This window comes from Chromatiales bacterium (genome assembly GCA_024234935.1).
GTDB lineage: Bacteria > Pseudomonadota > Gammaproteobacteria > Steroidobacterales.
Genome location: JACKNI010000002.1, coordinates 299,151 through 314,090 on the forward strand (window position 1 = coordinate 299,151; position 14,940 = coordinate 314,090).

A 14,940-nucleotide genomic window follows, 5' to 3' on the forward strand; every position below is an offset into this window, starting at 1 on the left:
CTCCAGCTCAGTTCGCGTTGGCTCGGTCATATCGCCAGGACGTCGTCGACTGACCTCGCCACAACATACCGGGCCGGTTCCTCCTGCACCTCCAGCGCCCTGAAGTGCGCCTTGCCACAGGTGATCTTCGCCCCCTCCTGGTCGCGCAGGTCATCGGCAAACAAGCTGCTCTTGGTCTCCACGACCAGGTACAGCCGCTCGGTGCCATCCTTCTCCACGAGAACTGCCCAGTCTGGATTGTAGGTACCGAGCGGTGTTGGCACGGTGAACCATCCCGGAAGCTTGGCGTACAGCTTGATCGCGTCGTTCCGCTCAAGGTCTTCGGCGAAGGGCTTCTCAACGGTCGGGGAGTCGTAGACCACCTGTTCGTAGACAGCCTTCTTCACGTCCAGCAGATTCTTGAGGTAGCCGGTCAGCTCCTCCCGCTCAAACAGCTCTTGCGCGTAATAGTGCTGGTCGCCGAGGCGCTGGTACTTGATCCCGTCAACGACGGCAAGCCGTTTGCAACGGTTGATGGCCTCCCCGGCCAGCGCAATGAACGCCTGCGGGTTGCGTTTGAAGTCGTCCAGACGACCGCTCGCGGTGAGCACCCGATAAATCGTACGGCGCGTGAGTTGCGTTCTGTCCTGCAATTCAGTCAGCACGTCCGGAAGCTCGATATCGGCTTCGTTCAACGATATCGGCGCCGAGCTCTCGCGCTCAGTGGCCTCGACACCCGCCTTGCCGATCGCCAGGTCGGCCTTGCGCCATTGCAGGCGTGTTCTGGGGATCGGCGGCGCATCGCGCAGCGCCACGATGCAGGCCTCGACAAGCATCTCGTTGTCGAACTGCACGCGGTAGGTGGTCTTGTGCTTGATGCGGTCCCAGAGCGCCTTGAATTCGGGGCTGTGCAACACCGCCTGGCGAGGTCGGACCTGGCGCCGCTCGTCAGCGTTCCTGATCTCCAGGCGACCCGCGAGCTTGCGCAAGATCTGCGTGATCTGGCCAGCCTGCGGCGCGACAGAATCAGGCAACACCAAACCATCTTCCTTCAGGGCCACTCTCAGTGTGTCTTCTACCTTCCCCCTTGCGTCGATGTAACCCTGTGCCTTGAGGTGTTCCCACAGGACCTTCGACTGGTCGATGCCGAGGGGCGCGGAACTGCCATCCTCCGCCGTCACGGTCACGCCAGCGAACTGGTGTGGCTCGACAATCCCGAAGCGGATGCCGGTCTCCTCCTCGATTTCCTTCTGCAGATTCTCCGCAAACTCCTCGTAGCTTTCGGTAGCGACGACGGTGAGCGTATTCACTTCAAAGCCGTGCAGGCGCTGGCCGTCCTGATTGACGCACAGCCGCAGCCCTCGCCCGATGGTCTGGCGCCGCTCACGCTCGGTCCGGATGTCACGCAGCGTACAGATCTGGAAGATATTGGGATTGTCCCAACCCTCGCGCAGCGCCGAATGGGAGAAGATGAACTTGAGGGGCGTCACGAAGGAGAGCAGCTTCTCCTTCTCCTTCATGATCAGGTTGTAGGCGCGCTCGGCATCGTCTCGTCCGGTCTGGTTGCTCTCGGCGGTGTTGGTCCAGCCGCCCTTCTTATCGATGGAGAAGTAGCCGTTGTGGACCTCCTCAGCGGCGCGCGACAGGTCCACTTCCTGGAAAAGTGTCCGGTAGTCAGGATGATTGGCGAAGCGCCGGTATTCTTCCTCGAATATCCGCGCGTAGTCACCCTTCTGCGGGTGGCCATCGGTGTCGTACTTCCGGTAACGCGCCACCTCGTCGATGAAAAAGAGCGACAGTACTTTGATGCCCTGCGGCTGCAGCCGCTTCTCCTTGTCCAGGTGCTCCTTGATCGTGCGCCGGATCATTTCGCGCTGGACGGCCAGCGCGTCCACGTCGCCCCAGGCCTGCCCCAGCTTGAGATACTGCTCGCCGCCGGGAACCCGCAGTTCCATGAACTGGTCGCCCCTGGCGACCCGGATCTCCCCGACCCGGCAATCGGCGTAAACTGCCCGTTCGGTCGTCTGCTCCAGGTCGTCACCGTCCTGGACCACAACCTCCATGCGCCGAACACCGGTGGCGGTCTGCTTGTCCAGTTCCACCTTCGCCGTGATGCTGTCGCGCCTATTGCTTACGGAGATGAGGCGGACGTAGGGCTTGTTGAAGGAATCCTGCAGCGTGGCGGAGGCGACCTCAATCTGCTTCACCAGCTTTCGCTCGTAGGCATCCACGGCGTCCAGCCGGTACACCATGTGGTGCTTGTCCGCATGGGTCGCCGAGTAGCGCAACGTGCAGAGTGGGTTCATTGCGTCGAGGGCTGTCTTGCCAGCACCGGACAGCCCACCATCCACACTTTGCGGCTCATCCACGATGACAATCGGCCGGGTGGACTTGATCAGGTCGATCGGCTTCTCACCGTCAGTTTTTTCGCTATCCTTGTAGAGATTGTTCACATCTTTCTTGTTGATGGCGCCGACCGTGACGACCATGATCTGGATCTGTGCGCTGGTCGCGAAGTTACGCACCTGGCCGAGCTTCGCGGAATCGTAGAGAAAGTAGTCAAACGGTACGCCAGCGTAGAGCCCCTTGAAGTGGTCTTCCGTAATCTGGAGCGATTTGTAGACCCCCTCCTTGATGGCGATGGATGGCACCACGATGACGAACTTGGTGAAGCCAAAGCGCTTGTTCAGCTCGAAGACGGTACGCAGGTAGACGTAGGTCTTGCCGGTTCCGGTCTCCATCTCGACGGTGAAGTCACCGGAGGCTAGCGCCGCGGAGGGTGCCAGACCACCCCTGAGCTGCACGGCATTGAGATTCGCCAGCAGTTCGTCGTCCAGCAGGGTCAGCCGGTTGCCGACACCGAGGTCATTCTGGGCGAAGCCCATACGAATCTGCTTGTCTGCGGGATCATGGGTGACGGTGAATTCCGTACGACAGATCTCCTGGCCACGGAACAGATCGCAGACTGCCTCGATGGCCTGCAGCTGGTAGTCAAGGTTGGGCTCGAAATGCAGCTTCACCGGCCAGCTCCTTCCTGAAGAATGGCCATATGGAGGTCGTGCCGCTCGCAATTAGCGTCCTGCACCGCCTCAGTTGCTGCGAGCTGGCTTACATAGTCGGGAGGCAGGCCATGCTGTCGAGCGCCCTCAACGACCAGCGCGACGTACCACGTGTACGGTTTCAGCGCGGCATCGGTGTTTGTCGCGCTATACAGCGCGACATCTATCGGGTTGCCTTGCAACCGTACGGAGACCGTTCGCTCGTCATAGCCGTTACCAAGGCCTTCCGCACGATCAAGATCTGCCTTCTCTGACCACGGCACGGTATACACAACTCCAAAGACTGCGGAGTGAGCGGATCCAGCGACCACATCACACTTGCCGGACCCATCGATGCTGCGCTTGTGCCACCGAAGCTCATAGCCCCTCAGCTCCGCGATTCCCAAGCAACTTGCAGAGCGGCAGCGCGCCTGAATCCTGGCTGTAAGCATGTTCGACCCGTAGCAGAACACTAAAACAGTATTGGAATCACTCGACGCCATGGGATCAAAGGCTCCGCACATGGGCGATGCCGTGCTGCTCAAGTATCGCAGCCATGTTGGTCTTGGCCACGTCGTCGGCGAAAGCGCTATCGCGGAATACGCAGGTCGTGTCGCCGGCCGGGATGAGCGCCTGGTGCCATTCAACGATTCCCTGAGCCAATGCCTCCACCTGGCTGACCTCGATTTTCTCGGCGAGACACGCCATCAGCACACCACCGCCGACCGCGTGGACCTCCATACGGGCGAAGACCCGCGTCTCTATCGGCACGCACAGATCGAGCCCGCGCTTCAGCAGCAGCTCGTAGAGAACGTCGAATTCGGTGCGGTCCGGCTCCAGGTGGTCCACGGAATCGAGGAGCCCCTGGTCGAGATCATCGCAGTCCGGCACCCACGCGCGAATATTGCTGGAGTCGAGCTTGAAGACACGGAAGCCAAGGTCGCCTGCAAACATTGGGTTGTCGTCTTTGACCTTCTTCGCGGCACGGCGAAGGCGTTCCTTGGTTAACTCGGCGATGTTGCGGAGCTTGCCAAGGTTGTCGCAGAAGCCGGCGGCAGCCTTCTGGTCCTTGTTCTCAGGGTCGAGAGGCTCTGGCAATTGGACGAGGATGTAGCGGCGGTTGCCACTATCGATCGCATTTTGAGCCATAGTTGCATGTCCCGTCGTTCCCGAGCCAGCGAAACAGTCCATCACAACGTCGTCGCCTGATGTCAGCATTTCGACAATTTCCTGCAAGACGGTTTCATCCTTGGGAAAGTCGAAGCAGTCTCCGCCCATCAGACCCCGCAGGCGTTTCGTCGCGGATCGTCCGTCTTGGTAGAAGACACTGTAGGGCGCCTGATACTCTTGGTCCCTCAAATAGGCTTTAAGGCAGGGCACCTTCGCCTCGTCCTCGCCAAAGTGAACGCGGTCTTCGTCAATCCAAGTGGTCATCTTCGCCGGGTCGGGCGTAATCCAGCCTCGAGCGGGCACCTTAACGGGTCGTTTGGTCTTAGGGTGTAGCACCTCATACATGGGTCCTCCGCCGCCGGGCCACGATATATCAGCTGGGAAGAAGACTCCTCGGGCGTCAACGTGGTTGTAGTGCTTGTGCGCCTTTGCCGGATGCGCGTCTGCGAGACCTTTGTACCATTCCTTCATTCCCGCGGTCATCGTGGCGTAGTCAGATCCGAATTCCGTCTTGAGTTGCTCATATCGGCGATAGATATCGGCGAGGCCCTTTTTGCGCTGGCGCCACTCGACCTTCTTAGACGTCAGATACCCAGCGTCACGGGCATAACACACGATGTACTCATGCGAGACCGAGATGAGCCTGGAGTCGTTCTTGCGCCCGGCTGCCCAGACCATATCTGCAACGAAGTTCTCACTGCCGAAGATGTCGTCCATAGCGAGGCGCAGACGCGCCTGTTCGGTCTCGTCGCATGAGACAAAGATTGCGCCGTCTCTTTCCAATAAACTTTGCATTGCCTTAAGTCTCGGATACATCATGTTCAGCCAGTCAGTATGAAACCGCCCGCTGGCCTCAGTGTTGCTGCTGATCTTCGCGCCGGCCTCCACCTGCCCCGTCAGCTTCAGATAGTTTTTGATACTGTCCTGGAAGCTATCCGGGTACACAAAGTCCTTGCCCGTGTTGTACGGTGGGTCGATGTAGATGAGCTTCACCTTCCCCGCATAGCTCTTCTGCAGGAGCTTCAGCACCTCCAGGTTGTCACCCTCGATCATCAGGTTTTGTGTGGTGTCCCAGTCGACACTGTCCTCCGGACAGGGCCGCAGAGTGCCGGTCGAAGGCGTCAGCGCGAGCTGCCGGGCGCGGCGCTTACCGTGCCAGTTGAGACCGTACTTCTCGTCCGCATCGGTAACGGTGGCGTCGCCGACCAGCGCCTTCAGCACGTCGACGTTCACCGCGGCGCCGTTCGGCCCCTCCGTCACCAGTTCGGGGAAGAGCACTTTCAGCCGCTCGAGGTTCTCGGCGACGAGATCGGGCGAGCGGCTTGCGGGATCGTCGGCGGTCAGTTTTTTCATCGTCATCTCGTTCCTCACAATTGTGCGAGCGCGGCCTTGCGGGCGACTTCGGCGCGCTTGAGTTCCAGGTTGAGCTCGACCTGCCTGGCCATCTGCCTTTCCTTAGCCGCTGCTGTGCGCAGTCGCGCCATCTCGGCGTCGAGACGCGCGCAGTCCCGCAGCGCCTCGCGACGAGCGGCACGGCGTTCAGCGATGCCCAAGATCTCGAACCGGCCCGTCCGTCGGGCGGCATCGAGCGCGAGCAGCACGTCTACCCAACCCTGATACAGCGTCAGCAAAGAGGCCTGCGGTTGACGGCCGAGCGCCAGGGCACCCAGGAGCGCGGGTCCGTGCGGGTCCTCGTCGCACGGGCAGTCGACGACCACCGGCTCTCCTTCGAGCACAGTCTTGCCGGCCTCGCCCTGCGACCAGCGCTTGTGCGCGAGAGAAAGGTTCACGCGGTCGTCCAGCTCGGTGACGGCGAGCATCGGGTACGGCACGGCCCGGTGCAGCAGCTCGATCAGCCGGGGTGACTTCGCATCGGCCCGGAGCGCGACGCGAAGCACCGCGATCTCCAAGTACTCGCGCACGTCGTCCCGATGCGCGGCAACGCCGATCGTCGTGGGCTTCAGGGCGGCCACCCACTGAATCTGCTCGATGCCCCCGTTGATGTGGCGCTTGTCTGCGGCTGTCGGCGCCCCGTGATCGAGGAGCAAGGTCTTCGGGACGCGACGATCCACCCGGGCTGTCGGGGGCAGGTCCAGGGCGGCGATGACATCGTCCGCCGTCATTCGGCCTCCACCGGCAGGATCACCAGGAACGCCACCACTTCGAAATCGTCACTCCCGGCGAATTCTCCCTTGAGGGCGTGGGTGCCGCCGGGCTGGAAAAGGCTTGCCACGGCACGTTCCTCGCTCTTGCCGGCCACCGAGGCCACCGCGGCGGCCAGCAGGCTCTGGGCATGAGACATGTCCTCGCCCTGCTTGGTGGCACGGTCAAAGCGTGCGCAGGCGCCGGCGTCGGGCAGATCCCGCCCGAGACAGGCGCGCTTGAGCCGGTCGAGGATCTGTTTGGCTTGCGTATAGGGCAGCAGCACTGCTCCATCGTCACTGACGTGCACCAGGAAGTGCGGTGCCAGCGGATAGTTGCCGCTCTCGATCCTCGCGGCTGCCTCGCCCTCGGCACGCAGACAGAAGACGATGCCGGGCGGAATCTCGGCCTCCGGGCTAGTGGTCACGGCAAACGTACCTGGCGAAAGTCCCTCGAGGACCCCAGGATGCACCTTGCGGAACTCGGCCAGGTCGATGCGAAAATCGGTGAGCGTGAGGTCAGCGATGGAAACGCCCGTCGACAGATCCTCCAGGTCGATGACCGCATCCTGCAGCTTCAGGAGCTGTTTGCGCCGATACTCCAGGTCGTTCATCGGGTCGCCGGACTGCTGCTCGATCAGGTTTTCCTCGCCGGTGGCTGACACGTCCAGCAACACCATGCGGCCGCTGACGCGCTGCTCCAGGTTGATGTACTCCTCCAGCTCCATGTTGGGCCAGAAGTTGACGAGCTGGATGCGTTCATTGGGCGAGCCTAGGCGGTCGATGCGGCCGAAGCGCTGGATGATGCGCACCGGGTTCCAGTGGATGTCGTAGTTGATGAGCCAGTCGCAGTCCTGGAGGTTCTGGCCTTCGGAAATGCAGTCGGTAGCGATCAACAGGTCGAGGTCGCCGTCACCGGCCAGTTCTTCGGGCCGTTCCTTGGATCGTGGAGCAAAAGCCGTGAGGATCGAGGCCAGATCCCGGCGCAGCTTGGGCAACGTCGCCTGGTTACGGCCGGTTCCGGTCACCAGGGCCGTCTCGCCCTTCAGCTCTGCCTGGGACCACGGGGCCAGTTGTTCGTACAAGTAGCGGGCTGTGTCAGCGAAGGCTGTGAAGACGATCACCTTGTGGTTGTTCGGGTTGATCGGGCTGCGGCACTTGCCGGCGATCACTTCCTTCAGCTCCGCGAGTTTGGCGTCGCGGTCGGCAGTGACATCCCGCGCTGCTGCCAATAGGGTCGCCAGGCGGTTGCGGTCCTCGACGAGGTCCTGCTTCCAGCGCACCAGATCGACGTCGCCCAGCAGCACCTTGACCTTTCGGCCGACCAGCAGGCTCTCGAAGGCGGGATCCTCGATATCCACGTCCTCGATGTCGATCTCCTCCAGGTCCTCGGCCTGGGACTCGATTCGGGCAAGCGTTGCCTCCACGTCGCGCAGCTGGCGCTCGATCGTGAGGCCAAAGGACACCACGGAACTCTCCATGCGCTTCAGCACGTTCACGCGCAGCAGGTGGATCAGACTCTCTTCGCGATCAACCTGCCGGAAGAATCCCGTGCCACCCTTGACCTCGGTGCTGTACTTCTTGTCGTACGCCTCCTGCTTGTGCGGCAACACGTAGCGGAGCGGCGCATAGGCGGCGAGGTTAAGGCGTCGGATCTCCAGGTTGATATCCCGGATGGGCGGAAAGGCCGCGGCCCGGTCCACGTCCGCCTTGATGTTGATCGGCCTCAGTCGGTCCGGAAAGCGTCCGGTCTCGGCGATGCCGTAGTACTTTTCGATGTGCTTTCGCGAACGAGCGATCGTGAGCAGGTCGAGCAACGTGAAGTAGTCAAAGCCCAGCATTTCGACGAGCCGGGACGGCGAGCGGTCGGGATCCTCCAGATCCAGCCACCGGTTGAATTGCTTTTGGGCGAGGCGCGTGGTGGCGTCGATGCTGCCGATTCCGTGCTCAAGGAGCGCGGCGTCGTCGCCTTCGGTGGCAAAGACGATCTGGTTCCGGAGGTCCGCCATGCGGTTGTTGACGGGCGTTGCCGACAACATCAGCACGCGGGTTTTCACGCCCTCGCGGATGATCTTGCGCATCAGTCGATCATAGCGGGTCTCTCCGCCTGCCTGGGGCGTCTTCTTGTTGCGGAAGTTGTGAGACTCGTCGATCACCACCAGGTCGTAGTTGCCCCAGTTGACGTAGGCGAGATCCATGTCACCGGAGAGCCCACCGTCCCGTGAAAGGTCCGTGTGGTTGAGAACGTCGTAATTGAAACGGTCGGGCGCCAGGAAATTGCGCCGATCGTTGGCTTTGTAGAGCGTCCAGTTGTCCCGCAAGCGCTTTGGGCAGAGCACCAGCACACGATCATTGCGCAGCTCATGATACTTGATGATGGCGAGCGCCTCGAATGTCTTCCCAAGTCCAACGCTGTCAGCAATGATGCAGCCGCCGTAGCGGTTCAGTTTGTCGATCGCCCCGACGACGCCGTCACGCTGGAACTTGTAGAGCTTGTTCCAAACCACCGTCTTGCGGATACCCGTGGCTGACTTGACGATCTTCTCCTCGTCGAGATCGTCGCCGCGGTCACGGAAGACGTGGTGGAGTATCAGCGTATAGGCGAGGTACGGATCGCGGTGCTGCGCAATTGCGTCCAGTGCCTCGAGCACTGCGAGCTTCGCGCCTGGATCGGCGGCAAGGCTGGCCCACTGGGATTCGAACCACTGGCTGAGGCGCAACGCCTCGTCCGGCGTCTCGGAGGCCTGGACCAGATTGAGCGGATTGCCCGGCGTCAGTCCGAGGCCGTCGGTGGTCAGAGAGAGGGAGCCGAGCAGCGCCTGCAAGGGCTGGCCGGCTTCGTCCCGGATCACCAAGGCACCCTGTGGCACGCCGTCCCGTGCGAGCCGGATGTCTGCGTTGCCGCCCAACCAGTCCTTGAGGCGAGCGGCCAACCAGCGGGATTGCAGACGATTGCGATTAGGGCGATCGGCAGTCGTCCCGAGCAGCGGCAGAGTCGCAGGGTCGCCCGGCAGCACGAACCGACACCGGGCGGCACGCTGCAGGCCGACGAGCAACTCCGCAAAGGCGAAGATTGACAGGCCTGGTGTAACCGCGTCGAGAGTCCGACCAGCACCGAACAGCGGCTGGATCAGATCGGCGACGCGGTCGTTGCCGGAGTTACGGACGAGCTTCATGAGCTTGCCTGTCTGCGGGCATGCCCGTTGCTCTGCCCCGCCAGGCGTACTTCCAGATCTTCAGGAGCGATGAATGTCATGGTCTTGGCGCCAATCCTGCGTTCGATTACCAGTTTTGCCTTGCTCAGGGCAAGAAGGTCCGAGCGAGCCGTAGCGTAAGCCACGTTGTGGCTGCGCTGGTGCGACTTGATTGTGTACTCGGTTCCCGGGTGCCGCAGGGCGTGACCTAAAAGAGCAAGCTGGCGGTGATTGAATCGGGACACGTTCTTCAGGCGGCTTTCTACAGCGCGGATCTGGGCGAGCTTGCGTTGCAGATACTCGTCAAGGTTGTCGATGGCCCGGAGCATGACTTCGAGCTGATGGATCAGGAAATAGGTGGCGTCGTTTTCGTCGGACTCCGAATACAGGTAGGACTTGCCGTACTGCGCAAAGGCTTTCTTCAGGATCGACGAGATGGAGACGTACTCAAACAGCCAGTAGCCGGCGCGAAGCATTGCCCAGTAGAAAAGCGCGCGAGCCGTCCGGCCATTGCCATCCTCGAAGGGGTGGTCGTAGGCCAGCCAGAAGTGCAGCATCACGGCCCGGACTACGGGATGGAGGAACTGGCCAGCCGGAATCTCGCCATTGGCGAAGCGGCACATTTTGACGAGTCGCGCCGGCAGCTGTTCCGCGGGCGGCGGATTGAAGAGCACGGTTCGGGTACCACGATCGACAACCGCCACCCTCTCGTCTGTTGGTTGCTGAAGCCGCCCTGCTGCAGCGGGGTCGTCGAGCGTGTCGGTCGTGGTGATTCTGTGCAACTCAAGGACGTCGTCTGGAGTGAGTGGCCGATCCTTGATGGAACGTACGAACTGGATGGCCTCGTAGTTGTTCAGAATCATCTGCTCGCTGGAATCGGAGGGCGGGCGTCCCTGGCGCAGCATGTCAGCGGCAACCTTCCTGGTAGTCGAAGCGCCCTCCATCTGGCTCGAAGTGATGGCCTCCTCGATCAGGGAACTGACGATGTAGCGATCCCGGGTCTCCGGGTTGGTCAGGGCATCCGGGAACGCAATCCGGCCAGCAGCGCGCTGGTCGATCTGGTGGAGCATGCGTTGCACCTGATCCACGGCCGCAAAGCGGAACGGCTTGCCCGCTGCATCCTCCAGGGGAAGGTCGCGGAGCAAGGCGAAGCGGGAGAGCTTGATGCCCAACCACCACTCTTCCACGGTGAAGCCGGCTGGCGGGGCGCGGTGCTTCAGTTGGTCCCAGTGGAGGTAACGACCACCCGCGACGCCCAGGTTATGGCGTGCCTCAATGATCGCTGCCATGCGCCGTTGCAGGCCGCGGTGCAGCAGCTCGTCGAGGGTGGGGGCTGGCGGTATGGGCTTCACAGTCGGAATCTATCAGTTTTCGGGGAAGTGATAGATACTATGGCGGACTGATTTATTTATCAATTTACGAGAATCTGATAAATAACTGATAGATCCCCTGCGAGTCGCCCAAGGCGCCGGGTCGATGCCATCGACATATTTGGAGGCACATGTCGACGTTTGGGCGTTTCATCGACATGGTCCGTTGGGCTTTGGGGATGGTCAGGGGCGGAATTGAACCACCGACACGCGGATTTTCAGTCGCTGGCTGCAAGTGGAAACAGTAATAGCATCAATGAGTTGGTCGGGGCGTCCGTTGCAGATTTGCCCCACGACGCAGGACTAGGCAGGACTGATCCACGCAAAACTCGCGCAACTATTCAACGAGGTCCTACGTCGGGTTGTGGCCGTCTCGTAGAAGCCGGAGTCGACCCACTAGCAAGCTTACAAAGAAGCGGCTCCCGCCCACGATGTCACGTTTTGGCTCGCACCAAAGACGTCTTCAATCCCCGCCTGCAGATTAGCAGTCCGGCGGCAGTGGCCTGGAGCCAGCTACTAGCCGGCAACGGTACGACGTTGCTGGCCACGAGCACGTCAATCGCAAAGAAGTCATCGCGCTAGCCAAGGACTACGCCATCGACCCCAACAAGCTGTGCAAGACTGAAGACATACAAGCCGGGCGTGAACAGCGCCCGGCCTTTTAGTTCCCAAGCAACGTCTGCATCCTTGCCTGCAATTGCTGTGTCAGCGCTGCGCGTCCTTCGGCATTATCAAGATAGCGGATGTAGCGGAGGTGACGCAGGTCAAACGGAATATCCTGGTCGTTCTGCGTGATGAGGATCACTTCGCGCCCGAGCGTGTGAGCAATACCGGCTTCGTAAAACACATTGGGATTTCGACCCGAGCAATCGCACACCACGATGCGAGATCGGTCGATCAAGGCGACCACATCCTGAATGATCGCTGCGTTTTCCCAAATGTCGTCAGCGCGTCTGCACCGCAGGCCCGCGTTTTCAGCGGCTTGCCTGATGGCGTCATAGGTCGCGTTAAACCCGGCGTCAAATGGCATCATTGCCGACGCTAGGGCGCGTTCGATGTTTTCGTGCTCGGTAATCTGGAACACGCTCGGGCGTTGTCTGCGTGGGCGCACGTTACGGAGTAGAAAGCGATAAAGGTCCACGTCCTTAACTGCCCAGTGATTCCGCGAAAATTCAAAGTCGTTGGGCATGTGTAATTCGGCCCGGTTCGTGTAGATCATGCTATTTTGGAGCGGGGGCACGTCGGTGTCGAAGCTAAGTTCCAACGCCACCTCCCCGCCGACGATGCGCGCTCGGTTGATCTGGCCGATATAGGCAACTTCATCCGTTATGCCTTCCACGCAAAACAGACACGGAAACGAAGTAAGGCTTTCTAGCAGAGGGTTTCCACCCTCGCGGTACTGGGCCGTAATTTGGGCTTCGGTGTACTCAAACATCCGCCCCATCGGAACGTTGACCCTACCCGAAGGCCAATCAACGCTAAACATTAAGAGGTTGAACAACGCTCCCCCATAGGCAAGTTGGGCCTGCCTTCCATGTTTTCTTTGTACGTGTCGCCTGCCGACTATCTAGCGCAGTATGCTGCGCGTCAGCACTTCCGTCGAGGACCGAAGCGGCGCTGCGCATGAAAATCTACTTCTCAGACTTCTTTGACGTCGATCCAGTAGTGCTGGACCAGTACGGCGCGTTTAACATTTCGCTGATCAACGACCTGCCCGTATTCATTGATCCCTTCCTGCTCTTCAACAGCGAGAAAGCCGAGTACCGGTCGCTTCACGACGAGATTATTGGGTATATCCGATTCCTGCGCGACATCTCCAACAGTGGGTACGTCAACAATGGACTCCTTAGCAGTTGGTACAGGTTCCCAGAGGTCAAGCAGAACTGGCTCGGCTATAGCAAGGTCGGGAATAGAGGGTCAGGTCTTGGGGCTCACTTCGCGGCGGCGCTAAATGAGAATCTCAACTCCCTTTTCCGAGATTTCGGCACTGAACGCGTCACTCGCGGCAGCCACCTTGAAAAGCTGTGCCTGATTAAAGACAACGTCGGAAGGGACAATATCAGCGACTTCACGACAAACCTCGTGAAGGGCTTTCTTTGTCGCTACACCCAACAGTTCGCACAAACACACATCGACCCGGATCGCCTTCGGCGGGTTCCCGTACGGCATGTCTCATTCAACTACGAAACCCGGAGTTGGATGACCGAGAACTTTGCTCTGCCGTACATTGACGGTGATTTCGTCCTGCTAACGCCCAAAGAAATCCTCACCAAAGATGACGCGTGGATCAACAAGCATGATCTGATCGGCAACTTTAGAGATATTGCGAGCAGCATCCCGAACGAGGAACTTCGAGCGCAGATAAATGACTACTTCCTCCGAATGCTACCCAGGGATGCCAATAAGAAGGAGGAAGGCGAGGCTATCATCGCTACGATCAGGCAATACCCAACACTGATCGACTACTTCATCCGTTACAAGGAGGAGCACGGCGAGGAAGCGCAGACACTTAGTGAAGAACGAGTATTCGAAACCGAGCAGATCTTCATCGAGCAGGTTGGCCGGTTTTCGCAGCAACTAGCCGCTCTAACTCAGTTCTATGAGCGCCCAGACAAATCCTATCAGAACGCCTATGATCGCGTGATGTTTCTAAAGCAAGTGATCGAGAACAACGATGGCTATCGAGTCTTCTATGTCAATGGGAAGCCGGTAAAGCGTGAAGCAGACCTTCAGATCATGTTCAAGCTCACTTGGTACGCGAGCGATTTTGCAGCAGACAGCGAGGTCAACAACGGGCGTGGACCGGTCGACTTTAAGATTTCTCGCGGCTCAAGGGACAGTACGGTCGTTGAGTTCAAGCTTGCAAGCAATTCAAAACTGAAGAGGAATTTAGAAAATCAAGTTGAGATCTACCAAGCGGCGAATCCGAGAAGCAGAGGTATAAAGGTAATCATGTGCTTTTCGGAGGGAGAGATATTGAAGGTATCTCGTATCCTCAACGACCTCCGCCTCACTGGCGATCCGAACATTGTCGTTATCGACGCGGATGCAAATAATAAGGTCTCTGCGTCAAACGTACACTAGAGAAGCGCCCGCGATTGGTAGTTTCGGCGCTAAGTGGATTGCCTCGGTGCAGGTTCACCTAGGTACAGGTACTTCTGAAAGCCGACGAAGACCGCTCTGATTTCCTCGGCTGGCCCCAAGTCACTTACAGCGTCCTGTATGGCGTCGCGGTACTTCAGCTTGAGCAGCGGTGAGAGCTTCTCCTGATCTAACTCACCGACACCCTGCTTGACATACTGGCCCAGGACGAACTCGATGAACTGCTGCTGCCGATAGTCAAACTGGTCATGGACGCGGTTACGGGCAGCACTGGCCCGGACTTCCCGGGTGATGGGGGGCATGGTGAAGGCCACATACGCCAGCACGTCGAACAGATCGCTGTTCTCAGCGTCTATGACCTTCTGCATCTCAGCCATTAGGTCTGGCCTTGCCCTGAGATCTCCAACATCGAGGTTAGGCAGGCCGATGGCCCGAAAGCCGCAAGGCAAACGCCGAGTTGGCCCAACGGCGCCTACGGCGTATCCACCCCATTCTTTACGTTGTAGTTCAGGTTCTTCAACATGGCCTCGAACAGGGCATCTGCAAGAGCGTTGAACGCCTCTGGACTCATCGGCGTTGGCTTATTGGCATCATGGTCTGCGTGAGCACCAACGTCACCTTCAGGTGCCGAGATCTCCGGCACTAAGGCCTTTGATTTCCGTTCTGACATCGCTATCACCTCCTGTATGTATTCCGTCCAAAAAAATGAATCGAAGCGCGCCTTGTGCGCGACATCGCCCAATGCGGCCGACTGCCCTCTGCAAAGGGGCCCAATTACGGAGCGTTCCTGGCCGGCATCCTCACGCCGAGGATAGTCACGCTTCTGCCCGTCTCGGTGACCTCCCGGATCACCAGCGACGTTGGTGGGTTGCCCGGCTTGAGATCGGGAGTGCCATTCAGGGGCTCTGAACGGGTATCGGACGAATCCGGGGTCGGCGGCTTGGGA

Annotated in this window: 10 protein-coding genes; 1 reads left to right on the forward strand and 9 read right to left on the reverse strand. The window is 59.7% G+C overall.

The genetic code is table 11. From position 1 onward, the window contains the following. Positions 1-26: 26 nt before the first annotated feature. The 7 genes from H6979_06750 to H6979_06780 form a co-directional block, all read right to left on the reverse strand. On the reverse strand, positions 27-2,999 hold the full coding sequence (locus H6979_06750) for a DEAD/DEAH box helicase family protein (protein MCP5139537.1): 2,973 nt from the start codon (positions 2,997-2,999) through the stop codon (positions 27-29). Beyond that, complete coding sequence (locus H6979_06755; protein MCP5139538.1) at positions 2,996-3,520, reverse strand: gamma-glutamylcyclotransferase; 525 nt, start codon at positions 3,518-3,520, stop codon at positions 2,996-2,998. The genes H6979_06750 and H6979_06755 overlap by 4 nt, the downstream gene beginning before the upstream one ends. Positions 3,521-3,524: 4 nt before the next feature. Next, positions 3,525-5,540: a site-specific DNA-methyltransferase gene (locus H6979_06760; GenBank protein ID MCP5139539.1), complete on the reverse strand. Its 2,016-nt coding sequence runs from the start codon at positions 5,538-5,540 to the stop codon at positions 3,525-3,527. A gap of 14 nt (positions 5,541-5,554) precedes the next feature. Continuing rightward, positions 5,555-6,310 (reverse strand): DUF4391 domain-containing protein, encoded by a 756-nt coding sequence (locus tag H6979_06765; protein ID MCP5139540.1) that lies wholly within the window; start codon positions 6,308-6,310, stop codon positions 5,555-5,557. Further along, positions 6,307-9,504 (reverse strand): helicase, encoded by a 3,198-nt coding sequence (locus H6979_06770; GenBank protein ID MCP5139541.1) that lies wholly within the window; start codon positions 9,502-9,504, stop codon positions 6,307-6,309. Before H6979_06770 ends, H6979_06765 begins: the two co-directional genes overlap by 4 nt. Continuing rightward, positions 9,501-10,811: a Fic family protein gene (locus H6979_06775; protein ID MCP5139542.1), complete on the reverse strand. Its 1,311-nt coding sequence runs from the start codon at positions 10,809-10,811 to the stop codon at positions 9,501-9,503. The genes H6979_06770 and H6979_06775 overlap by 4 nt, the downstream gene beginning before the upstream one ends. Before the next feature lie 742 nt (positions 10,812-11,553). Then, positions 11,554-12,393: a hypothetical protein gene (locus tag H6979_06780; GenBank protein MCP5139543.1), complete on the reverse strand. Its 840-nt coding sequence runs from the start codon at positions 12,391-12,393 to the stop codon at positions 11,554-11,556. A gap of 122 nt (positions 12,394-12,515) precedes the next feature. On the opposite strand from H6979_06780, the gene H6979_06785 reads away from it, so the two are divergent. Further along, on the forward strand, positions 12,516-13,976 hold the full coding sequence (locus tag H6979_06785; GenBank protein MCP5139544.1) for a hypothetical protein: 1,461 nt from the start codon (positions 12,516-12,518) through the stop codon (positions 13,974-13,976). A gap of 29 nt (positions 13,977-14,005) precedes the next feature. On the opposite strand, the gene H6979_06790 is transcribed toward H6979_06785, so the two are convergent. After that, on the reverse strand, positions 14,006-14,371 hold the full coding sequence (locus tag H6979_06790; GenBank protein MCP5139545.1) for a hypothetical protein: 366 nt from the start codon (positions 14,369-14,371) through the stop codon (positions 14,006-14,008). 95 nt (positions 14,372-14,466) lie between these two features. Then, a complete protein-coding gene (locus H6979_06795) occupies positions 14,467-14,664 on the reverse strand; it encodes a hypothetical protein (protein MCP5139546.1) in 198 nt (65 codons plus the stop codon). Between the last annotated feature and the right edge of the window lie 276 nt (positions 14,665-14,940).

Coding starts and splice junctions, on each gene's coding strand:
- H6979_06755 (MCP5139538.1), bottom strand. CDS start 3,520: ATGGCGTCGAGTGATTCCAATACTGTTTTAGTGTTCTGCTACGGGTCG.
- H6979_06760 (MCP5139539.1), bottom strand. CDS start 5,540: ATGAAAAAACTGACCGCCGACGATCCCGCAAGCCGCTCGCCCGATCTC.
- H6979_06765 (MCP5139540.1), bottom strand. CDS start 6,310: ATGACGGCGGACGATGTCATCGCCGCCCTGGACCTGCCCCCGACAGCC.
- H6979_06770 (MCP5139541.1), bottom strand. CDS start 9,504: ATGAAGCTCGTCCGTAACTCCGGCAACGACCGCGTCGCCGATCTGATC.
- H6979_06775 (MCP5139542.1), bottom strand. CDS start 10,811: ATGGCAGCGATCATTGAGGCACGCCATAACCTGGGCGTCGCGGGTGGT.
- H6979_06785 (MCP5139544.1), top strand. CDS start 12,516: ATGAAAATCTACTTCTCAGACTTCTTTGACGTCGATCCAGTAGTGCTG.
- H6979_06790 (MCP5139545.1), bottom strand. CDS start 14,371: ATGGCTGAGATGCAGAAGGTCATAGACGCTGAGAACAGCGATCTGTTC.
- H6979_06795 (MCP5139546.1), bottom strand. CDS start 14,664: ATGTCAGAACGGAAATCAAAGGCCTTAGTGCCGGAGATCTCGGCACCT.